23 protein-coding genes are annotated in these 20,379 nt (G+C 69.9%); 15 read left to right on the top strand and 8 right to left on the bottom strand.

Features of this window, described 5'->3' with window-relative positions; all coding sequences use genetic code 11:
* The first annotated feature begins 156 nt into the window (after positions 1 to 156).
* From E5198_RS07755 to hda, 3 genes are read left to right on the top strand one after another with little or no spacing between them, the layout of a single operon-like run.
* Entirely contained in the window at positions 157 to 1,200 is a 1,044-nt protein-coding gene (locus tag E5198_RS07755) for a DUF2066 domain-containing protein (RefSeq protein ID WP_136489425.1), read from the top strand.
* 38 nt (positions 1,201 to 1,238) lie between these two features.
* Positions 1,239 to 2,333 (top strand): AI-2E family transporter, encoded by a 1,095-nt coding sequence (locus E5198_RS07750; RefSeq protein ID WP_136489424.1) that lies wholly within the window; start codon positions 1,239 to 1,241, stop codon positions 2,331 to 2,333.
* On the top strand, positions 2,330 to 3,034 hold the full coding sequence (gene hda, locus E5198_RS07745) for a DnaA regulatory inactivator Hda (RefSeq protein WP_136489423.1): 705 nt from the start codon (positions 2,330 to 2,332) through the stop codon (positions 3,032 to 3,034). The genes E5198_RS07750 and hda overlap by 4 nt, the downstream gene beginning before the upstream one ends.
* A 58-nt stretch (positions 3,035 to 3,092) precedes the next feature.
* On the opposite strand, the gene E5198_RS07740 is transcribed toward hda, so the two are convergent.
* From E5198_RS07740 to arsC, 3 genes are read right to left on the bottom strand one after another with little or no spacing between them, the layout of a single operon-like run.
* Complete coding sequence (locus E5198_RS07740) at positions 3,093 to 3,500, bottom strand: DUF2069 domain-containing protein (protein ID WP_136489422.1); 408 nt, start codon at positions 3,498 to 3,500, stop codon at positions 3,093 to 3,095.
* Position 3,501: 1 nt separating this feature from the next.
* Complete coding sequence (gene wrbA / locus E5198_RS07735; RefSeq protein ID WP_136489421.1) at positions 3,502 to 4,098, bottom strand: NAD(P)H:quinone oxidoreductase; 597 nt, start codon at positions 4,096 to 4,098, stop codon at positions 3,502 to 3,504.
* Positions 4,095 to 4,448 (bottom strand): arsenate reductase (glutaredoxin), encoded by a 354-nt coding sequence (gene arsC / locus E5198_RS07730; RefSeq protein ID WP_136489420.1) that lies wholly within the window; start codon positions 4,446 to 4,448, stop codon positions 4,095 to 4,097. Before arsC ends, wrbA begins: the two co-directional genes overlap by 4 nt.
* Positions 4,449 to 4,554: 106 nt before the next feature.
* On the opposite strand from arsC, the gene E5198_RS07725 reads away from it, so the two are divergent.
* A complete protein-coding gene (locus tag E5198_RS07725) occupies positions 4,555 to 5,790 on the top strand; it encodes a YihY family inner membrane protein (protein ID WP_136489419.1) in 1,236 nt (411 codons plus the stop codon).
* 3 nt (positions 5,791 to 5,793) lie between these two features.
* Here E5198_RS07725 and E5198_RS07720 read toward each other — a convergent pair whose 3' ends face one another.
* Positions 5,794 to 6,165, bottom strand: coding sequence for a hypothetical protein (locus E5198_RS07720; RefSeq protein WP_136489418.1), 372 nt, complete (start codon positions 6,163 to 6,165; stop codon positions 5,794 to 5,796).
* Positions 6,166 to 6,363: 198 nt separating this feature from the next.
* Between E5198_RS07720 and E5198_RS07715 the strand changes: the two genes are divergently transcribed.
* Both E5198_RS07715 and E5198_RS07710 read left to right on the top strand, forming a co-directional pair.
* Positions 6,364 to 6,837, top strand: coding sequence for a TlpA disulfide reductase family protein (locus E5198_RS07715; protein ID WP_136489461.1), 474 nt, complete (start codon positions 6,364 to 6,366; stop codon positions 6,835 to 6,837).
* Positions 6,838 to 6,966: 129 nt separating this feature from the next.
* The gene (locus E5198_RS07710) at positions 6,967 to 8,307 is read left to right on the top strand and encodes a diguanylate cyclase domain-containing protein (protein WP_136489417.1); all 1,341 of its coding nucleotides are present in this window, start codon (positions 6,967 to 6,969) and stop codon (positions 8,305 to 8,307) included.
* Here E5198_RS07710 and E5198_RS07705 read toward each other — a convergent pair whose 3' ends face one another.
* From E5198_RS07705 to E5198_RS07695, 3 genes are all read right to left on the bottom strand, one after another.
* On the bottom strand, positions 8,308 to 9,261 hold the full coding sequence (locus E5198_RS07705) for a hypothetical protein (protein WP_136489416.1): 954 nt from the start codon (positions 9,259 to 9,261) through the stop codon (positions 8,308 to 8,310).
* Between the two features lie 8 nt (positions 9,262 to 9,269).
* Positions 9,270 to 10,985: a proline--tRNA ligase gene (locus E5198_RS07700; RefSeq protein ID WP_136489415.1), complete on the bottom strand. Its 1,716-nt coding sequence runs from the start codon at positions 10,983 to 10,985 to the stop codon at positions 9,270 to 9,272.
* A gap of 156 nt (positions 10,986 to 11,141) precedes the next feature.
* Positions 11,142 to 12,449, bottom strand: coding sequence for an OprD family porin (locus E5198_RS07695; protein ID WP_136489414.1), 1,308 nt, complete (start codon positions 12,447 to 12,449; stop codon positions 11,142 to 11,144).
* Positions 12,450 to 12,707: 258 nt separating this feature from the next.
* On the opposite strand from E5198_RS07695, the gene E5198_RS07690 reads away from it, so the two are divergent.
* The 9 genes from E5198_RS07690 (at position 12,708) to E5198_RS07650 (ending at position 20,011) form a co-directional block, all read left to right on the top strand.
* Complete coding sequence (locus E5198_RS07690) at positions 12,708 to 13,406, top strand: thermostable hemolysin (RefSeq protein ID WP_178084051.1); 699 nt, start codon at positions 12,708 to 12,710, stop codon at positions 13,404 to 13,406.
* On the top strand, positions 13,390 to 14,871 hold the full coding sequence (locus E5198_RS07685; protein ID WP_136489413.1) for an AMP-binding protein: 1,482 nt from the start codon (positions 13,390 to 13,392) through the stop codon (positions 14,869 to 14,871). The genes E5198_RS07690 and E5198_RS07685 overlap by 17 nt, the downstream gene beginning before the upstream one ends.
* Positions 14,868 to 15,542 (top strand): TenA family transcriptional regulator, encoded by a 675-nt coding sequence (locus E5198_RS07680; protein ID WP_136489412.1) that lies wholly within the window; start codon positions 14,868 to 14,870, stop codon positions 15,540 to 15,542. Before E5198_RS07685 ends, E5198_RS07680 begins: the two co-directional genes overlap by 4 nt.
* A complete protein-coding gene (locus E5198_RS07675) occupies positions 15,529 to 16,320 on the top strand; it encodes an SDR family oxidoreductase (protein WP_136489411.1) in 792 nt (263 codons plus the stop codon). The genes E5198_RS07680 and E5198_RS07675 overlap by 14 nt, the downstream gene beginning before the upstream one ends.
* Before the next feature lie 116 nt (positions 16,321 to 16,436).
* Complete coding sequence (locus E5198_RS07670; RefSeq protein ID WP_136489410.1) at positions 16,437 to 17,093, top strand: TRAP transporter TatT component family protein; 657 nt, start codon at positions 16,437 to 16,439, stop codon at positions 17,091 to 17,093.
* A gap of 100 nt (positions 17,094 to 17,193) precedes the next feature.
* Positions 17,194 to 17,853: a response regulator gene (locus E5198_RS07665; RefSeq protein ID WP_136489409.1), complete on the top strand. Its 660-nt coding sequence runs from the start codon at positions 17,194 to 17,196 to the stop codon at positions 17,851 to 17,853.
* Positions 17,850 to 19,316, top strand: coding sequence for an ATP-binding protein (locus E5198_RS07660; RefSeq protein WP_178084050.1), 1,467 nt, complete (start codon positions 17,850 to 17,852; stop codon positions 19,314 to 19,316). Before E5198_RS07665 ends, E5198_RS07660 begins: the two co-directional genes overlap by 4 nt.
* 57 nt (positions 19,317 to 19,373) lie before the next feature.
* Positions 19,374 to 19,808, top strand: a complete 435-nt coding sequence (locus E5198_RS07655) for an HIT domain-containing protein (RefSeq protein ID WP_136489408.1) — start codon at positions 19,374 to 19,376, stop codon at positions 19,806 to 19,808.
* Positions 19,805 to 20,011, top strand: coding sequence for a SlyX family protein (locus E5198_RS07650; protein WP_136489407.1), 207 nt, complete (start codon positions 19,805 to 19,807; stop codon positions 20,009 to 20,011). The genes E5198_RS07655 and E5198_RS07650 overlap by 4 nt, the downstream gene beginning before the upstream one ends.
* 87 nt (positions 20,012 to 20,098) lie before the next feature.
* Here E5198_RS07650 and E5198_RS07645 read toward each other — a convergent pair.
* Positions 20,099 to 20,379: cold-shock protein (locus tag E5198_RS07645; protein ID WP_305956036.1), on the bottom strand; the 281-nt coding region annotated here is incomplete at its 5' end.

Raw genomic sequence — 20,379 nt, 5'->3', positions numbered from 1 at the left:
GCGGGCCTTTGCGGGAAGTGCGGGAAAGCGCGCGATTCTAGCATCCTTGCCCGGGAGCGGCCATCACGGGCGGTTGCCGCCGTCCGGGCGGCTGTTTAAGGTATAGGCCTTGTCTGGCGCGCATCTGGCGCGTCCGTTGCCCTGTCGAGATGCCCCATGTGCCTGATCGCCCGCTGGTTCGCCTGCTGCCTGTTGTTCGCCACCCTGTCGGCCACCGCCGCGCAGGTCGAGGGATTGTACGAGGTGCACGAACCGGTGGCCTCGCAGGACCCGGCCGAGCGTGCCGCGGCGATGAGCCGCGCGCTGCAGACCCTGGTGGTGCGCCTGACCGGCAAGCGCGAGTCGGCCCAGGACAGCCGCCTGCAGCCGCTGCTGGCCGATCCGCAGCAGCTGGTGCAGCAGTATGTCTACGAGTCCGGCACGCCGGTGACCCTGTCGGTGGTGTTCGATCCAGTGCTCACCCAGCGCGCCCTGCGCGATGCCGGTCTGAGCCTGCTGAACGCCGAGCGCGCCAGCGTGCTGGCCTGGTGGCTGAACGAGGGCGAGACCGGCAGCAGCCTGCTGGCCGGGGACCAGGAGGGCGCGGCCGCCCTGCGCGATGCCGCGCGCAATCGCGGTGTGCCGCTGAGCCTGCCGCTGGGCGATCTCGACGAGCAACTGCTGGCCAATGCGCAGACCCTGCGCGGCAGCGACGGCCAGGCCCTGCAGGGCGCCTCGGCGCGCTACGCCGCCGACGCCCTGCTCGCGGTGGTGGCCAAGGGCGCCGCTGACAGCTGGCAGGCCGACTGGCAGCTGTGGATGGGCGACAAGCGCGCCGCAGGCTCCAGCAGCGCCGCCAGCCAGGCCGCCCTGGCCGACGCCGTGCTGCTGGAGGTCGGCGAGCAACTGGCCGGCCGTTTCGCCGCCAGCGCCGCGGCACAGAGCCTGACCCTCGAGGTGCAGGGCAGCGACCTCGGCCGCTATGTCGCCCTGCAGCGCCTGCTCGAACCCTTTGCGCCGCGCCTGCAGGCGGTGGTCGGCAGCAGCCTGGTCTATCAGGTCAAGGCCAGCCCCGAGCAACTGCGCGCCCAGCTGCAGCTCGGTCGCCTGCACGAGGTACCGGCGCAGGCCGTCGACGCCCAGGCCGCGCCGCAGCAGCCCCAGCAGCCGCCGCTGCAGGTGCCGGCGCCGTCGGCCGATCGCCTGCGCTTCGCCTGGTAAGGCGACGTCTTCCTCCGGGGCTGGCAAGGAGTGCGCCCATGTTGAGCAATTCGCGCAGCTGGCTGGGGCTGGCGGCCCTGGTCCTGCTCGGCTGGCTGATCCACCAGCTGCAGCCGGTGCTGATGCCCTTCCTGGTCGGCACCCTGCTGGCCTACCTGGGCGACCCGCTGGTCGACCGCCTCGAGGCGCGCGGCCTGTCGCGCACCTGGGGCGTGGTGGCGGTGTTCACCCTGTTCAGCCTGATCCTGCTGGCCATGCTGCTGGTGCTGGTGCCGCTGCTCGGCCGCCAGCTGCTGCGCCTCTACGAGCTGGCGCCGCTGATGCTCGACTGGCTGCAGGGCACCGCGCTGCCGTGGGGGCAGCAGCAGTTCGGCCTGCGCGCCGACTTCTGGCGCCTGGACCGCCTCAAGGCCCTGTTCACCGAACACCTAGGCCAGGCCACCGACTTCGCCGGCCTGCTGCTGAGCCAGGTCACCTCGTCGAGCCTGGCGCTGCTGGCCTGGCTCGGCAACCTGCTGCTGATCCCGGTGGTGAGCTTCTACCTGCTGCGCGACTGGGACCTGATGCTGGCCCACCTGCGCAACCTGCTGCCGCGCCGCCGCGAGGGCCTGGTGGTGCGCCTGGCCGGCGAATGCCACGAGGTGCTCGGCGCCTTCCTGCGCGGCCAGCTGCTGGTGATGCTGGCGCTGGCGCTGGTCTACGCGGCGGGGCTGATGCTGCTCGGCCTCGAGCTGGGCCTGCTGATCGGCGTGCTCGCCGGCCTGGCCAGCCTGGTGCCGTACATGGGCTTCGTGGTCGGCATCGCCGCGGCGCTGGTGGCGGCGCTGTTCCAGTTCGGCCTCGACTGGTATCCGCTGCTCGGCGTGCTGGTGGTGTTCACCGTCGGCCAGCTGCTCGAGGGCATGTGGCTGACCCCGATGCTGGTCGGCGACCGCATCGGCCTGCATCCGGTGGCGGTGATCTTCGCCATCCTCGCCGGCGGCCAGCTGTTCGGCTTCACCGGCGTGCTGCTGGCGCTGCCGGTGGCGGCGGTGATCATGGTGCTGCTGCGCCATGTGCACGACTTCTATAAACTGTCAGCACTTTACGGAGAGTCAGGCGATGGCTCGCAGGAGCCGTCGGAGTCCCCATGAAACCCATCCAGCTGCCTCTGGGTGTGCGTCTGCGCGATGACGCCACCTTCGCCAACTACTATCCCGGGGCCAACGCGGCCGCACTGGGGTACGTCGAGCGCATGTGCGAGACCGATGTCGGCTGGGCGGAAAACCTGATCTACCTGTGGGGCGCCGAGGGCGTCGGGCGCAGCCACCTGCTGCAGGCCGCCTGCCTGCGCATGGAGCAGTTCGGCGGCCGCGCGGTGTACCTGCCGCTGGACACGGTGGCCATGTACGGCCCGCAGCTGCTGGACAACCTCGAGCAGTGCGACCTGGTGTGCATCGACGAGGTCGATCTGGTGGCCGGCCACCCGACCTGGGAAGAAGCGCTGTTCCACCTGTTCAACCGCCTGCGCGACGCCGGCCGGCGCCTGCTGCTGTCGGCCTCGGCGCCGCCGCGCGAGGTGCCGATCAAGCTGCCCGACCTCAAGTCGCGGCTGACCCTGGCGCTGGTGTTCCAGCTGCACGGCCTGTCCGACGAGGACAAGCTGCGCGCCCTGCAGCTGCGCGCCTCGCGTCGCGGCCTGCACCTGACCGACGAGGTCGGCCGCTTCATCCTCACCCGCGGCTCGCGCAGCATGAACTCGCTGTTCGACCTGCTCGAGCAGCTCGACCACGCCTCGCTGCAGGCGCAGCGCAAGCTGACCATCCCCTTCCTCAAGGAAACCCTCGGCTGGTGAGGCTGGCGTAGGGTGGGTTACGCCGCGGTGCGGCTGACCCACCCTGCGCATCCCCGCATCATTCCCCGGCCAGCTTGCGCTGATACTGGAAGCTCCAGCGCGTGTACAGGGTGGCGCTGCAGAACAGCAGCACGCTGAGCGCCGCCTCCAGGCTGCCGTAGACCAGGCGGCCCGGCTCGAAGGCGGTGACCACACCCTGGATGAAGTACAGGTTGACCACGTAGCAGGCCCAGGCGTGCACGCGCACGTTGCCGAGCAGGATGCCGGGGGCGAGGATCGCCAGCGGCAGCAGGTGCACGCCGAGGATCGCCCAGGGGCGTGCGCCGTGCAGGTCGACGATCAGCAGGTACCAGACGCCGAGCAGCGCGATCAGGGCGAGGAAGGTGGCCAGGCTGGCCCAGCGCGCCAGGCGGCGGCGTGGCTCCAGCCATTCCAGCGCCGGCAGCGGTTTGTTCTTGCGCGCCATTTCAGCTCCCCAGTTTCAGCGCGGTCTGCGCCAGACGTTGGCCCAGTGCGCGGCACAGGGCGGTCTCGTGTTCGTCGAGGGCGCGCTTGCCGTCGGCGCCGGCGTGGTGGCTGGCGCCGTAGGGCGTGCCGCCGCCACGGGTCTCCAGCAGCGCGGTCTCGCTGTAGGGCAGGCCGCAGACCAGCATGCCGTGGTGCAGCAGCGGCAGCATCATCGACAGCTGGGTGCTCTCCTGGCCGCCGTGCAGGCTGGCGGTGGAGGTGAACACCCCGGCCGGCTTGCCGACCAGCTCGCCGGTCAGCCACAGGCTGCTGGTGCTGTCGAGGAAGTGCTTGAGCGGCGCGGCCATGTTGCCGAAGCGGGTCGGGCTGCCCAGCACCAGGCCGGAGCAGTGCTTGAGGTCGTCGAGGGTGGCGTAGATCGCCCCTTCCTCGGGGATCTCCGGGGCCACCGCCGCGCACTCGGGGGAGACCGCCGGCACGCAGCGCAGGCGCGCCGCCAGGCCGCCCTGCTCGATGCCGCGGGCGATCTGCCGCGCCATCTCGGCGGTGGCGCCGTGGCGGCTGTAGTAGAGCACCAGGATGTAGGGCTGGCTCACGGCAGCAGCTCCAGGACGCGCTCCGGCGGCCGGCCGACCACCGCCCGGTCGCCGGCCACCAGGATCGGCCGCTCGATCAGTCGCGGGTGGGCGACCATGGCGGCGATCAGCGCCTCGTCGTCCAGCGCCGGGTCGGCCAGGTTGAGCTCCTGGTAGACTTCCTCGCCGCTGCGCAGCAGCTGGCGGGGCGTGTAGCCGAGCTTGGCGAGCAGCGCGCGCAACTCCGCGGCCGACGGCGGGGTGTCCAGGTAGCGCACCACGTGCGGGGCGAGGCCGCGGGCCTCGAGCAGTTCCAGCGCGCCACGGGATTTCGAGCAGCGCGGGTTGTGATACAGGGTCAGGTCGGTCATCTCGGTTGGCCCGTGACTGGAGGAGGGCGCTATTCTAACCGGGCCGACCCCCGGCCCTGAACCTTCCCGAGCGAGACGGGACGATGCCGCCTACAAAGGAGTGTCGATGCATCCTCACCTGCAGCAGGCCTGGCGCTTCGCCGAGCGGCTGGTGCGCCGCTTCTTCGCCGACCGCGTGCCGCAGAGCGCCGCGGCCCTGACCTACACCACCCTGTTCGCGGTGGTGCCGATGATGACCGTGACCTTCGTCATGCTCGCCGCCGTGCCGGCCTTCCGCGATCTCGGCGAGCCGATCCAGGCGTTCATCTTCCACAACTTCGTGCCCTCGGCGGGCGAGCAGGTGCAGCAGTACCTGCGCGGCTTCAGCAGCCAGGCGCGCGAGCTGACCTGGATCGGCGTGGCGCTGCTGGGGGCGACCGCGCTGCTGACCCTGAGCACCATCGAGGGCGCCTTCAACCAGATCTGGCGGGTGCGTCGGGCACGTCGCGGCCTGTCGAGTTTCCTGCTGTACTGGGCGATCCTCAGTCTCGGCCCGCTGCTGCTCGGCGCCGGTTTCGCCGCCAGCACCTATGTCACCTCGCTGAAGTTCCTTTCCGGCCCCGAGGCGTTGCCCGGTGCGGCGACCCTGCTCGGCCTCACTCCGCTGCTGAGCGGCATCGCCGCCTTCACCCTGCTCTACGTGGCCGTGCCCAACACCCGGGTGCGCCTGCGCCACGCGCTGGTCGGCGGCGTGTTCACCGCCCTGCTGTTCGAGGCGGCCAAGGCGCTTTTCGCCCTCTACGTCAGTCTGTTCCCCGGTTACCAGCTGATCTACGGTGCCTTCGCCGCCGTGCCGCTGTTCCTGCTGTGGATCTACCTGGGCTGGCTGATCGTGCTGGCCGGTGCCGAGCTGGTCTGCCATCTCGGCTCGCCGGACAGCTGGGAGGGGCGCGCCCGCCCGGCGCTGCTCAACCTGCTCGGCGTGCTGGCGCAGTTCCACGAGGCCCAGCAGAGCGGTCGCGCCCTTTCCCGCGAGGCGCTGGCGCAGCGGGGCTGGGGGGTGGACGACGAGGAGTGGCTGGCGCTGATCGACTTCCTCGAGGGGGAGCGCCTGGTCAGCACCACCGGCGGCGGCGACTGGGTGCTGTGCCGCGACCTGTCGCGGCTGTCGCTGGCCGAGCTGCTGGGGCGCAGTCCCTGGCCGCTGCCGGCGCTGTCCGGCCTGCCGGAGCGTCTGCCGCAGACGCTGCCGGCACCCTGGTATCCGCGCCTGCGCGAGGCCCTGCAGGCCCTGGAGCAGGCGCGCGCGGAACGGTTCGGCGACAGCCTGGCGCAGTGGCTGGCGGGGAAGGGCGGGAGCTGAGTCTCAGATGAGCACGCTGGTCACGGGCTGCACGAAGATGTCCTCGATGCGCACGCTGCGCGGCGCGACGGCACTGCGCAGGCGCAGCTCGACGGCGGCGAGCTGCTGCCGCACCGGCAGGCGCGCCACGCCGGAGAGCAGGATGCGCTGGCGCATGTCGAGGCGACCGTGGTCGATCGGTACCTCGTGTGACTGGTTGCCGTCGAGGTAGCTGACCAGCAGCGACACCGGCAGCTCGCTGAGACCGGGCAGGTGCAGCCAGGCGGCGATCTCCAGCTCCAGGACGCGGCCGTTGCCCAGGCTGCCCTGGCGGCTTGCGGCGGCCAGTTGGGCGGTGGTCAGGGTGTGCAGCAGCTGGTCGTGGTGGGATGCCATGGTAGTCTCCGCTGAATGATCTCGAGCGGCGGCATTATAGGTAGTCGTGTTCGGCGGTTTTGTGGCGCTGTTCGGGTGTTGTGATTCTCGCCCTTGCTGGTTGGTCGGTTTTTTGTCGTTTTGTGGGGCGGCCGTGAGGGTGGTCGGGGAGCGCCGATGTGCTCGCGGTGGCTCGGGAAGCGAGGGGGCAGGGAGATGATGCTGAAGACATGGCGGAGACTGCTGCCGTTGGCGGTCGGCCTGCTGCTGGCCGCCTGTGGCGGGGAGGACTGGGGCCCGGACCAGCACGGTCGGCCGGTGGCTGCGGAGCAGTTGGAGGGCCGCTGGCTGGTGGTCAACTACTGGGCTGAATGGTGCGGCCCCTGTCGCAGGGAGATACCGGAGCTCAATCGCCTGGCCGAGGAGCTGCAGAGCGCTCCGGTGCGGGTGGTGGGGGTGAACTTCGATGGCCTGCAGGGCGAGGAGCTGGCCCGCGCCGTCGAGGCGCTGGGCATCCGCTACGCCAACCTGGCGCAGGATCCGGCGCCGCGCCTGGGGCTGGCGCCCAGCCAGGTGCTGCCGGTGACCTGGCTGGTCGATCCGCAGGGCCGGGCGCGCGAGCAACTGAGCGGCGAGCAGACGGCGTCGGGCCTGCGCGAGCGGCTGCGCGCGCTGGGGGCTACGCTGCCATGACGGCGGCGCGTGCGGCCTGGTTGGCGCACGTTCACGGATATGTGATATACGTCACGCCGAACGCCCCGTCCGGTTCGGCGCCTGCGCTGCACCGCGGCGGGTACCTTCGGCACTTCTCCGGGCCTTGCGATGAACAACGGCAACCACCCCACGCTGGTCAAGATCGTCGACCTGTTGATGGACGCCATCTGCGTGGTCGATGTCGAGGGGCGTTTTCTCGCCGTCAGCGCCGCCTGCGAACGCATCTTCGGCTACCGGCCGGAGGAGCTGATCGGCCGGCCGATGATCGAGCTGGTCGCCGATGAGGATCGCGTGCGCACCCTGCAGGCGGCCCGCGAGATCATGGCCGGCGAGCCCAAGCTCAATTTCGAGAACCGCTACCGGCGCAAGGACGGCCGCTATGCCGATATCCAGTGGTCGGCCTGCTGGCTGGAGAGCGACGGCGTGCGGATCGCGGTGGCGCGGGACGTCAGTGCGCGCCGGCGCGCCGAAAGGCTACAGGCGGCGCTCTACGCCATCTCCGAGGCGGCCCATGCCGCCAGCGATCTACTGGCGCTGTTCGAGCAGATCCGACGGATCATCGGCGAGCTGCTGCCGGTGCGCGGCTTCTTCGTTGCCCTGCGCGATGAGCGCGGCGAGCGTCTGACGCTCGCTTATCCATCCTCCGCCGAGTCCGCCGCTGCCGTCGAGTTGTGCGCGCAGATCGTTCGCAGTCGGCAGGCGCTGTTGCAGGCCGGCGTGCAGCCGGACGATGGCTGCTGGCTCGGTGTCCCGCTCGACTGCCAGCAGGGCGTCATCGGCGCGCTGCTGCTGGAAAGCCCGGCCGGCGGTGCCGGCTACGGCGAGCAGGAGCGCGAACTGCTGCAGTTCGTTTCGGCGCAGGTCGCCACCGCCATCGAGCGCAAGCGCCTCTACGCGCGCCTCGCGCACGCCGCGCAGCATGATGCCCTGACCGGCCTGGCCAATCGGGAGCTGCTCTCCGAGCGCTTGCAGGGAGCGCTGGCCCGTGCGCGGCGCAGCGGGCAGCTGCTGGCGCTGCTCTACCTCGACCTCGACGACTTCAAGCGGGTCAACGACACCCTGGGGCACGCAGCCGGCGACCGTCTGCTCCAGGAGACGGCGCGCCGGCTGCTGCAGACGGTGCGCGCCAGCGACACGGTGGCGCGCATCGGCGGCGACGAGTTCGTGGTGCTGCTCGAGGGCATCCTGCACGCGGAGCAGGCCCCGCAGGTGGCGGAGAAGATTCGCGCGGCCCTGGGGCGGCCGCTCGAGCTGGCGGGTGGCGCGCCATGCATGCTGCCGAGCATCGGCATCGCGCTCTATCCCGGAGATGGCGAGAGCGAGTTCGAGCTGCTCCGCCAGGCGGATGCCGCCATGTATGTGGCCAAGCAGCAGCGTGCGGCGCAGCGAGCGGCGGCCCTCGGCGCGGCCGCTCCCGGCAGGACGGCGGGGGAAAGCGCCGGAGGCTGATCAGTCGCCGCGGGGCGTGTCGCTGGCCACCCGGCCGGCATCCTCGAGCAGCGCCTGGACCAGTTCCTGCTGCAGCTCGGGGTCGTTGCGGGTCAGCTCGATCAGGCTCTGCTCCAGCTCGCTGGCTTCCTCTTCCAGTCCCAGTTCGGACAGACGCTTGACCCGGTGTACCCAGTGGGCCACGTCGTCGCCCTCCAGGTCGGCGTAGATCAGCTCGTGGGCTTCGCGCAGGCGGCCGCGCAGGCTGTGGCTGAGCCGCAGGGTGACTTCGGCGCGGGCCTGTCCCTGGGGATCCTCGGCGCGCAGTTGCAGCCTGGCGATGCGGCCCAGATCCTGCTCGGCGAACGGGCTGTCGAGCAGGTTGAGACGCAGCACGCCGTTACGGCTGGTGGTCAGCTCGTAGGTCTGCTCGCCGACCTGCACCTGCACCGGACGCTCGGCCCAAGGCAGGCTGGAGTATTCCAGACGGGGCTCGCCCTGCTGCTCGTCGAGCGCGGCGAGGTTCTGCTGGGCGCGGCCGTTGGACTCGACGTTCATCAGCGGGTTGAGGCCGGCGAAGCCGTAGCTGATCCAGTCGCGGGTGGCGCTTTCCGGCAGGTGGCCGAGCAGGGGCACGTTGAGCACGTTGGCGCCGATGCCGGCGACCACCGCCAGCGCGCCCAGCGGGATCTCGTAGAGTTCGCGCCAGGGCTGGTAGGGGGTGTAGCGCTGGTAGCGGCGCGTCACCTCGAACGGGGTGACCTCGAAGGTCTTCTGCTCCTGGATGCGCACCCGCCGCTGCGGCAGCTCGAGCACCGGCGAGCTGCCGGCGTCGATCTGCAGGCTGTGGTCGAGCAGCTTGCGCTCGACCCGCTCCTCGAGTTCGCTGCGCTGGGGCAGCTGGTTGGCACAGCCGGTGAGGAGCACGGCGCCGCACAGGGCGGCGCCGGCAAGGCGATGGTGGCGTCTGGGCATGATCTCGGTTAGCGGTTGATACGGGCGGCGAGGAACGCCTGGATCTCGGCGAGCGGCACGTTCTGCGCCTCGCTGTCGCGGCGGCCCTTGTATTCGAGAACCGATTCGGCAAGGCCGCGCTCGCTGACCACGATGCGGTGCGGGATGCCGATCAGTTCCATGTCGGCGAATTTGACGCCCGGACTGGTCTTCTTGTCACGGTCATCGAACAGCACTTCGTAGCCGGCAGCGGTCAGCTCGGCGTACAGGCGGTCGGCAGCTTCCTTGACCGCGGCGTTCTCGTACTTCATCGGCACGATGGCGATCTGGAACGGCGCCAGCGCCTGCGGCCAGAGGATGCCGCGCTCGTCCCAGTTCTGTTCGATGGCGGCGGCCACCACGCGCGACACGCCGATACCGTAGCAGCCCATGATCAGGGTCACCGGCTTGCCGTTCTCGCCGAGCACCGAGACGTTGAGCGCCTGGCTGTACTTGGTGCCGAGCTGGAAGATGTGGCCGACCTCGATGCCGCGCTTGATCACCAGGGTGCCCTGGCCGTCCGGGCTGGGGTCGCCCTCGACCACGTTGCGCAGGTCGGCGACCGCCGGCAGCGGCAGGTCGCGCTCCCAGTTGAGGCCGAAATAGTGCTTGCCGTCGACGTTGGCGCCGGCGGCGAAGTCGCTGATCAGCGCCACCGAGCGGTCGATCACGCAGGGGATCGGCAGGTTCAGCGGGCCGAGCGAGCCGGGACCGGCACCGATGGCGGCGCGGATCTCGGCTTCGGAGGCGAACACCAGCGGGCTGGCGACCAGCTCGTGGTTGGCGGCCTTGATCTCGTTCAGTTCGTGGTCGCCGCGCACGATCAGGGCGATCAGCTTGCCTTCCTCGGCGGCGTGCACCACCAGGGTCTTCACGGTCTTGTCGATGGCCAGGCCGAACTGGGCGACCAGCTCGTCGATGGTCCTGGCGTTGGGGGTGTCGACCAGGCGCAGTTCCTCGGTCGCCGCACCACGCGCCTTCTCGCGCGGGATGGCCTCGGCCTTCTCGATGTTGGCGGCGTAGTCGGAGCTGTCGCTGAAGGCGATGTCGTCCTCGCCGGATTCGGCCAGCACGTGGAACTCGTGGGAGCCGGTACCGCCGATCGAGCCGGTGTCGGCCTGCACCGGGCGGAAGTTCAGGCCCAGGCGGGTGAACACGTTGCAGTACGCCTGGTGCATGCGGTCGTAGGTTTCCTGCAGCGACTCCTGGGTCATGTGGAAGGAGTAGGCGTCCTTCATCAGGAATTCGCGGCCGCGCATCAGGCCGAAGCGCGGGCGGATCTCGTCGCGGAACTTGGTCTGGATCTGGTAGAAGTTGATCGGCAGCTGCTTGTAGCTGTTCAGCTCGTTGCGCGCCAGGTCGGTGATCACTTCCTCGTGGGTCGGGCCGACGCAGAACTCGCGCTGGTGGCGGTCCTTGATGCGCAGCAGCTCGGGGCCGTACTGCTCCCAGCGCCCGGACTCCTGCCACAGCTCGGCCGGCTGGATGGCCGGCATCAGCACTTCCAGGGCACCGGCGGCGTTCATCTCCTCGCGGACGATGTTCTCCACCTTGCGCAGCACGCGCAGGCCCATCGGCAGCCAGGTGTACAGGCCGGAAGCGAGCTTGCGGATCATGCCGGCGCGCAGCAGCAGCTGGTGGCTGATGACCACGGCGTCGGTGGGGGTTTCCTTGAGGGTCGAGATCAGATACTGGCTGGTACGCATGGGCAGGATGATCCGGTTTCGCTGAACGGAAAAATGCCCGCATTGTACGGCGCGGGTCTGGTGGCGTACAGGGCGGGGGCGGGCCGTGCCGGGCCGGAAAAGCGGAAGCCCGGCGCGAGGGCCGGGCTTCCGTTTCAGCGAGCAAGCAGCTGGGTGTTACAGGATGTCCAGCGGGTACTCGGTGATCACGCGAATTTCGTCCAGGTCGCTGTCGAAGGCGGTGGCGCGGTGGGTGGCGTGACGGATGCGGAAGGACAGATCCTTGGCGGCGCCTTCCTGGACCACGTACTTGGCTTCCAGGTTGCGCTCCCAGTGCTTCTGGTTGTCGCCATACACGCCAGCGTAGGCGCCAGTCGGGTCGGCCTTGGTGCCGTCGATGTCATCGCCGGTGATGTAGCGGGCCATGAAGCTCAGACCCGGCACGCCGTAGCTGGCCATGTCGAGGTCGTAGCGCACCTGCCAGGACTTCTCGTTCGGGCCGTTGAAGTCGGAGTACTGCACCGAGTTGGCGAGGAAGATCGAGTCGCCGGACTGGCCTTCGCCCAGGGCCAGGAAGTCGAACGGCTCGTCGCCGTTGACGCGCTGGTGGGCCAGGGTGAACTTGTGCGCGCCCATGCTGTAGGCGGCGGCCAGAGACCAGGTGGTGTTGTCGATCTTGCCGACCAGCTCGTCGCCGGTTTCGCTGGTCTTGTAGATGTTGAAGTCGAAGTTCAGCGCGCGCTCGGTTCCCAGCGGAATGTTGTAGTTGAGGTTGCCGTAGTACTGGCGCCACACGTCTTCGAACTCGGAGCCGTACAGGGACACGCTGACGTCGTCGTTGATGCTGTAGGAGCCGCCGACGTAGTCGGCCGAGTCCGCGGCGACGCCGGCATAGGCGGCTAGGATCTCGCCATCGTGGTTGGACGAGTTGACGTCATTGGTCGAGGTGAAGTGGCCGGCGTCGAGGTTCAGGCCGTCGATCTCGTTGCTCAGCAGCTGGAAGCCTTCGGCGGTGCCCGGCAGCAGGCGCGCGGTACCGGTGGCGAACACCGGGCCGGTCGGCATCAGGTTGCCGTATTTCAGGGTGGTGCTGGAGACGCGAACCTTGATGGCGCCACCGGCCTCGGAATAGTCGTCGTCGGCCTTGCCGTCGTCACCGACCGGCAGCAGGCCGGTACCGTTGGTGCCGCCGCCGCTGTTGAGCTTGAGGCCGAGCATGGCGTGGGCGTCGACGCCGAAGCCGACGGTGCCCTGGGTGAAGCCCGACTCGTAGGTGGCCAGGATGCCGTGCGCCCACTCGTTGCGGTAGTTCTGGCCGCCCGGGTTGTTGTGGAAGTCACGGTAGAAGGCGAAGTTCTTGTTCAGCAGGACCAGGTTGCTGTCCTCGACGAAGCCCTTGGACTCCGACTGCTCGCTGGCCTGGGCCAGTTGCGCGGAAGCGGCCGCGACGGCCAGTGCGATGATGCTCAACTTCTTGAATTGCATAACGAATTGCCCCTGATTTTTGCGAAGTGCTTGTGGCCCCGTGATTGGTGCTGACAGGACCGTTACTTTCTTTTTGTCGGCAAGAGCTTATATCACGATGCTCAAGTCCCGCGGAAGTTCAGTGCCGCTGCGCTCGTCGCCTGCGTGGCGGCAGTCACGGTGTCTGGCCTGCCGGTTGCGCCTCTCGTCGCACTTAAGACTGCGTTAAGTCTGACCTACCAGAATTGCTTCAGTACCCTAGAGGGGGAGGCCCCATTCATGGCACCGCTTCAGGCTGGTCGGGACGATTTTCTGGCGACGGTCGGTACGAACGCCGAGCTGGCCTTGCATGTCGCCATGCAAGAGCCGTGCACAAGCCGTCGCAGACAGCTGGAAAACTTCATCGGCGAGCGCTTCGCCGAACATTACGGCGCACGGGTGCGCCATTTCATGCCCTGCCTGCTGGGGCTCTACGATCAGGAGCAGCAGTTGCAGGCTGCCCTCGGCGTGCGCTGCGGCCAGTCCGCCCCGCTGTTTCTCGAGCGCTATCTGGACGCGCCGGTCGAGCAGCGCATCGCCGAACTGGGTGGCGGTGGCCTGCCGCCGCGCGGGCGGATCGCCGAGGTCGGCAACCTGGCCGCCCTGGGCGGCGGGCATGCGCGCCTGCTGATCGTGTCGCTCACCGAGCTGCTGGCCACCGCGGGCTTTCGCTGGGTGGCCTTCACCGGCACGCCGCTGCTGCTCAACAGCTTCCAGCGCCTGGGGCTGAGCCTGCTGCACCTGGGGCCGGCCGACGGCCAGCGCCTGGGGGCGGAGCTGGCCGACTGGGGCAGCTACTACGCCACCCAGCCGCAGGTGATGGTCGGCGACGTGCTGGCCGCCCACCAGCGCCTGCAGGCGCTGGGCATCTACCGGCGGCTGGGCTACCAGCCGCGTCATGGCCTGGACGGGGAGCTTGCCCATGTCGCCTGTGGTTGAAGGTTTTCGCCAGCGGCTGCTCGCCCATGGTGCGCGCCCTGCACTGAATGATGGTACTCGCCGCTGGAGCTACGCCGAGCTGCTCGATGAGGTCGGCGAGCGCCGGGCACTCCTCGAGCGCCACGGCGTACGCCGTCTGGCCCTGGCGCTGGACAATGGTCCCGAGTGGCTGTTCTGGGATCTGGCGGCGCTGTTCGCCGGCCTGCCCTGCGTGCCGGTTCCGGGGTTCTTCTCGCCGTCGCAGCAGCGCCATGTGCTGGAAAGTGCCGGCGTCGATGCGCTGATCGCCAGCGAGCCGCAGGCGTTCGCCGTCCTGGGTTTCGTTCCCTGCGGCGCATTGCACCGGCGCGAGCCGGCGGTACAGGCGGCGCTACCGGCCGGTACGGCGAAGATCACCTACACCTCAGGCACCACCGGCCAGCCCAAGGGCGTGTGCCTGTCGGCCGAAGCCATGCTGGGCGTGGCGCAGAGCATCGCCGGGGCCACCGCCGGCAGCGGTATCGAGCGCCATCTGTGCGTGCTGCCGCTGGCAGTGCTGCTGGAGAACCTGGCCGGCAACTATGCGCCGCTGCTGCTCGGCGCCTGCCTGGAGATCCCTTCGCTGGCGAGCGTCGGCATGCGCGGCGCCAGCCAGTTCGAGCTGCCGGCGTTTCTCGCCACCTTGGCGCGGGTGCGGCCCAGCAGCCTGATCCTGCTGCCGCAGTTGCTGCTGGCGCTGGTCACCGCCGCCGAGGGCGGCCAGGCACTGCCGGATTCGCTGCACTTCATCGCCGTCGGCGGCGGGCGGGTGGTGCCGCAGCTGCTGGAGCGCGCCGAGGCGCTGGGCCTGCCGGTGTTCGAGGGCTACGGCCTGTCCGAGTGCGCCTCGGTGGTCTGCCTGAACACCCCCGGGCAGCGCCGCATCGGCAGCGTCGGCCGGCCGCTGCCGCACGCCGAGGTGCGTCTGGCTGACGACGGCGAGGTGCTGGTGCGCGGGGCGACCTTCCTCGGCTATCTCGGCGAGCCGGCGCAGACCGATGCCTGGCTGGGCACCGGCGACCTGGGGCACTGGGAAGATGGCTTCCTCGTCCTGCACGGGCGCAAGAAGCACCAGTTCGTCACCGCCTTCGGCCGCAACGTCAACCCCGAGTGGGTCGAGGCCGAGCTGGTCCAGCAGTTGCCGATCGCCCAGGCCTGGCTGCACGGCGAGGCGCTGCCGGCCAACGTTGCGGTGCTGGTGCCGCGCTCGGCACAGGTGAGCGATGCCCAGCTGCAGGCGGCGCTGGACGCGGTCAACGCCGGCCTGCCCGACTATGCCCGTGCGCACCGCTGGCTGCGCGCCGATCAGCCCTTCGGCGAGGCCAACGGCTTGGCCACCAGCAACGGCCGGCTGCGCCGCGCCGCGCTCTTTCAGCACTATCGCAGCGCCATCGCCAGTCTGATGGCCGAATCGAGCGTCCCAGTTCAAGAGGAACAGCACCCATGAGTTTCTACGAGTCCCTGCAGCAGCAGACCCAGGCCGAACGCGAGTACCTGCTGGCGGCGCCGATCTTCGGCGAGGTGCTGGCGGGGCGGATCAGTCTCGACACCTACGTGGCCTTCCTCGGTCAGGCCTACCATCACGTCAAGCACACAGTGCCGCTGCTGATGGCCTGCGGCGCACGCCTGCCGGAGCGCCTGGAGTGGCTGCGGGGCGCGATCGCCGAGTACATCGAGGAGGAGTACGGCCACCAGGAGTGGATCCTCAACGACATCCGCGCCTGCGGGGCGGATGCCGAGGCGGTGCGCCGGGCCACCCCCAACCTGCCTACCGAGCTGATGGTCAGCTACGTCTACGACCGCATCGCCCGCTGCAATCCGGTGAGCTTCTTCGGCATGGTCAACGTGCTGGAGGGTACCAGCATCGCCCTGGCCACCCAGGCGGCGGAGATCATCCAGGAACGCCTGCAGCTGCCGGCGCAGGCGTTCAGCTACCTGACCTCCCATGGCAGCCTGGACATCAGCCACGTGGCGTTCTTCGAGAAACTGATGAACCGTCTCGACGACGCCGACGACCAGGCCGCCGTGGTGCACACCGCCAAGGTGGTCTACCGTCTCTACGGCGACATGTTCCGCAGCCTGCCGCTGCCGATGGAGAACCCGCATGCAACTCGCTGAGTGCCGTATCCTGCTGACCGGTGCCACCGGCGGCATCGGCCAGCAACTGGCCGAACACCTCTGCGCCGGTGGCGCGCGGCTGCTGCTAGTCGGCCGCCAGCCCGAACGCCTGGCTCAACTGGTGGAGCGCTGCCGCGGACGGGCCGAGAGCGTGTGCGCCGACATCACCCAGGGCGCCGGACGCGATGCGGTGCTGCAGGCCGCGCGCCGCATCGGCGGCGTCAACCTGCTGATCAACGCGGCCGGGGTCAACCACTTCAGCCTGCTTGAGCAGCACGACGAGGAGGCCATCGCCGCCCTGGTCCAGCTCAACGTCACGGCCACCCTGCAGCTGACCCACCGCCTGCTGCCCATGCTGCGCCAGCAGGAGCGGGCGCTGGTGGTGAACATCGGCTCGACCTTCGGTTCGATCGGCTATCCGGGCTTCGCGGCCTACTGCGCCAGCAAGTTCGCCCTGCGCGGTTTTTCCGAGGCGCTGCGTCGCGAACTGGCCGACACCCGGGTCAAGGTCATGTACGTGGCCCCGCGCGCCACCCGCACCAGCATGAACGAGCAGAGCGTGGTGGCGATGAACGACGAGCTGAAGGTGGCGATGGACGACCCGGCCTGGGTGGCCGAGGCGGTGGTCGCCGCCATCGGTCGCGAAAGCGAGGAGCTCTACCTCGGCTGGCCGGAAAAGCTCTTCGTGCGTCTCAACAGCCTGCTGCCGCGGGTTGTCGACCAGGCGCTGCGCAAGCAGCTGCCGATCATCCAGCGCTTCGCGCGCGGCAAGTCGTGAGCGGCGCAGCCCCTGCTGGCTGTGTGTCGTCGATGCTGAGCTGGTGCGGTCCGAGGGCGCGGCGACTGCGCCCGAGGCCGGCCAGCGGGCACGTATCCCGGGAATGGAGTGGAACCATGTCGAAATCCTTCGTGCGCAATCTGGTCCTCGGCGGCGCCCTGCTGCTCAGCCTGCCGAGCTTCGCCCTCACCGCTGCCGGCGAGCAGAGCCTGAAGCAGTTGCAGGGGCGCTGGGCCGAGATCAACTACCAACTGCCCGAGGCGCAGCGCGAGGCTGCCTTCGCCAGGCTGGCGGGCGAGGCCGAGGCCGTCGTCAAGGCCGAGCCGCAGGCCCCCGAGCTGCTGATCTGGAACGGCATCATCCTCAGCACCTGGGCCGGCGCCAAGGGCGGGCTGGGCGCCCTGGACCTGGTCAAGCAGGCGCGCAGCCAGTTCGAGCGGGCGATCGAACTCGATCCCAAGGCCCTCGATGGTTCGGCCTATACCAGCCTGGGCTCGCTCTACTATCAGGTGCCGGGCTGGCCGGTCGGCTTCGGCGACGACGAGCGCGCCGAGCAGTTGCTCAAGCAGGCGCTGACTCTCAATCCCGATGGCATCGACCCCAACTACTTCTACGGTGACTTCCTGCTGCGCGAGAAGCGCTATGCCGAAGCCGAGAAGGTGCTGGAGCAGGCGCTGGCGGCACCGCCGCGCCCGGGGCGCGAGGTGGCCGACGCCGGCCGCCGCAAGGAGGCCCAGGCACTGCTGGAGAAGGCGCGGGCCAAGCTGCGCTGAGTCGCCGGCGACGATTCGAGCGCCGGGTCGGCGAGGGTGCGATACTCTCGCCCGCCCGGCGTTTTCGTGCCGGTCAGGGTCCCGAATCGAGGAGGCGTGGATGCGGATTTTGCTGGTGGAGGACGACAGGGGGCTGGGCGAGGGTATCCGCACTGCGCTCAAGCCCGAGGGCTATACCGTTGATTGGGTGCAGGACGGCGCCAGCGCCTGGCATGCCCTCAGTCACGAGGATTTCGATCTGTGCGTGCTGGATCTCGGCCTGCCGCGCATGGATGGCCTGGAGGTGCTGCGCCGCCTGCGCGGCGCCGGCAATGCGATGCCGGTGCTGGTGCTCACCGCGCGCGACGCCACCAGCGACCGCATCGCCGGCCTCGATGCCGGCGCCGACGATTACTTGGTCAAGCCCTTCGACGTCGCCGAGCTCAAGGCGCGCCTGCGCGCCCTGCTGCGGCGCAGTTTCGGTCGCGCCCAGCCGGCGCTGGAGTATCGCGGCATCCGTCTGGAGCCGGACAGCCAGCAGGTGACCTTCCAGGGCGTGGCGGTCAACTTGCCGCGCAAGGAGTTTCTCCTCCTCCACGAGCTGCTCGCCCAGCCCGGGCGGGTGCTGACCCGCGACCGGCTGCAGCAGGTGCTCTACGGCTGGGACGAGGAGGTGGAGAGCAACGCCCTCGAGGTGCACGTGCACCACCTGCGCAAGAAGTTCTTCCCCGAGCTGATCCGCACCGTGCGTGGCGTCGGCTATCTGGTGGACAAGGCGTGAGGCTGCGCTCGATCCGCTCGCGCACCCTGGCGCGGGTGCTGGGGGTGCTGATCCTGGCGCTGACGGTGATCTCCTGGCTCAGCTACAGCGACGCCAAGCACGAGATCGAGGAGCTGTTCGATGCCCAGCTGGCGCAGAGTGCGCGTCTGCTCGAGGGCATGGTCGGCGGCGAGCTGTCGCCGGCGCTGCGTGCGACCCTGCAGCAGGCGCTGGATGCCGCCCTGCGCGTGCGGGACGAGCCGGATGGTGGCCCGGCGCTCGTCGAGGGACACCGCTACGAAACCAAGCTGGCCTTCCAGGTGCTCGACGGGCGGGGACAGGTGCTGCTGCAGTCGGCCAGCGCACCCCCCGGGCTGCTGGCCAGCCTGCTGCAGCAGACCGGCGCGCAGGCGCCGGCAGGCGTGTCGCTGGCCGCCCGGGCCGAGCGGCTGGTCGGCTACCACACGCTGAGCCTGGCGGATGCGAAGTGGCGGCTGTTCGTGCGCCAGGACCTGGCCGACCGCCACTGGATCCTGGTCGCCGAGCGCGAGGATGTGCGTGGCGAACTGGTCGGCAGCATCACCCTGCGCAGCCTGCTGCCCGACCTTGTCGGCCTGCCGCTGCTGGCGCTGCTGGTATGGTCGGCGGTCGGCCTCGGCCTGCGGCCGCTGCAGCAGGTGGTCGGGCTGATCAAGGCGCGCGATGCGGAAAACCTCGCCCCGCTGACCCTGGCGCCGTTGCCCCAGGAGCTGGAGCCGATGGTCGCCGCACTCAACCGCCTGCTCCTCCAGGTCACCACCCTGCTGGAGCGGGAGAAGCGCTTCCTCGCCGACGCCGCCCACGAGCTGCGCACGCCGCTGGCGGTGTTGCGCATCCACGCGCAGAACGCTCTGGAGGCGCCGGAAGCCGCCGACCGCGAGGCGGCCCTGCGCCAGCTGGTGGCCGGGGTCGAGCGCGCCACCCGCGTGGTGACCCAGCTGCTGACCCTGGCGCGCCTGGAGCCGGCTGCCCGCCAGCTGGGCATGGCCGAGCTGGACCTGGCGAGCTACGTGCGCGGCGAACTGGCCGAGCTGATCCCGCTGGCGCTGGAGCGCGACCAGGAGCTGAGCTTCGACTGCGACGACATGGCGGACCACCGCCTGCTGGGCGATGCGCCGAGCCTCGGCACCCTGCTGCAGAATCTGGTCGGCAATGCCGTGCAGTACACGCCGCCGGGCGGGCGCATCGCCGTCAGCCTGCAGGCCGAGGCGCAGCGCGTCGGTCTGCGGGTGGCCGACAGCGGCCCGGGCGTGCCGGCCGAGCAGCGCGAGCTGCTGTTCCGCCGCTTCTATCGCCAGGGCGAGGGGCAGGGCGCCGGCCTGGGGCTGTCCATCGTGCAGCGCATCGTCGAGCTGCATCGCGGCGAGATCCAGCTGGCGGAGTCGCCCCTCGGCGGGCTGCAGGTCGAGGTGTGGCTGCCGCGCGGCCTGTCGCCGGCCAGCTGAGGGGGCAGCTGTGGCACACTGGCGCGCATCGCCACCCCATCCCAAGGAGATGCAGCCATGTTTGCCCTCGATCCGCGCCTGGAGCAGGACACCCTGCACATGGGCGACTTCCCCCTGTGCCGCCTGCTGCTGATGAACGACGCCAGCTATCCCTGGTTCATCCTGGTGCCGCGCCGCGAGGAGGTCAGCGAGCTGTTCCAGCTCGACGCGGCCGACCAGCGTTCGCTGTGGCGCGAGACCCTGCTGCTCGCCGAGCTGCTCAAGGACACCTTCAAGGCCGACAAGATGAACGTCGCCACCCTCGGCAACGTGGTCAGCCAGCTGCACATGCACGTGATCGTGCGGCGGCGCAACGACGCCGCCTGGCCGGCGCCGGTGTGGGGGCGCCAGCCGGCGCAGCCCTACACCGCGGAGCAGGTCCGCGAGGTGCGCGCCAAGCTGCGCCTGGTGCTCGATCCCGAGGACTTCCGCTTCGCCCCGGAGGCCGCATGAGTCTGGAGCTGCGCGTCACCGAACTGGAAACCCGCCTGGCCTTCCAGGACGACACCCTGCAGCAGCTCAGCGACGAGCTGCTCGCCCAGGGCCGGCTGATCGATCTGCTGCAGCGCCAGATCGCCGCGCTGGCCGCGCGCCAGGCCGAGCTGGTCGGCCAGATCGGTCCCGCCGAGGACGAGGCGCCGCCGCCGCACTACTGAGCAGGTCGCGAATGACCGGGTCGCGAATGACCGAGTCCGCAAACGACAGCGCCCGCCGATTGGCGGGCGCTGTCGTTGCGAAGGGGCTCAGTCCTCGAGGATCTGCACGTCCTCGGCCTGCAGACCCTTGTCGCGCTGGACCACGGTGAACTCCACGCGCTGGCCCTCGACCAGCACCCGGTGGCCGTCGCCGCGGATGGCGCGGAAGTGCACGAAGATGTCGTCGCCGCTGTCGCGGGAGATGAAGCCGAAGCCCTTGGAGGTGTTGAACCACTTCACCGTGCCGGCTTCGCGCGGGCTTCTCGCCTCGCCGCGGCTGGTGGCGGCGGCCGGCCTGGCGCTCGGCGCCGGGCGCTGCGGGGCGCGCT

The organism is Pseudomonas sp. A-1, from assembly GCF_004801855.1.
Taxonomy (GTDB): domain Bacteria; phylum Pseudomonadota; class Gammaproteobacteria; order Pseudomonadales; family Pseudomonadaceae; genus Geopseudomonas.
The sequence above is the reverse complement of the archived record's forward strand: the minus strand, read 5'-3'. Positions and strand labels throughout refer to the sequence as shown.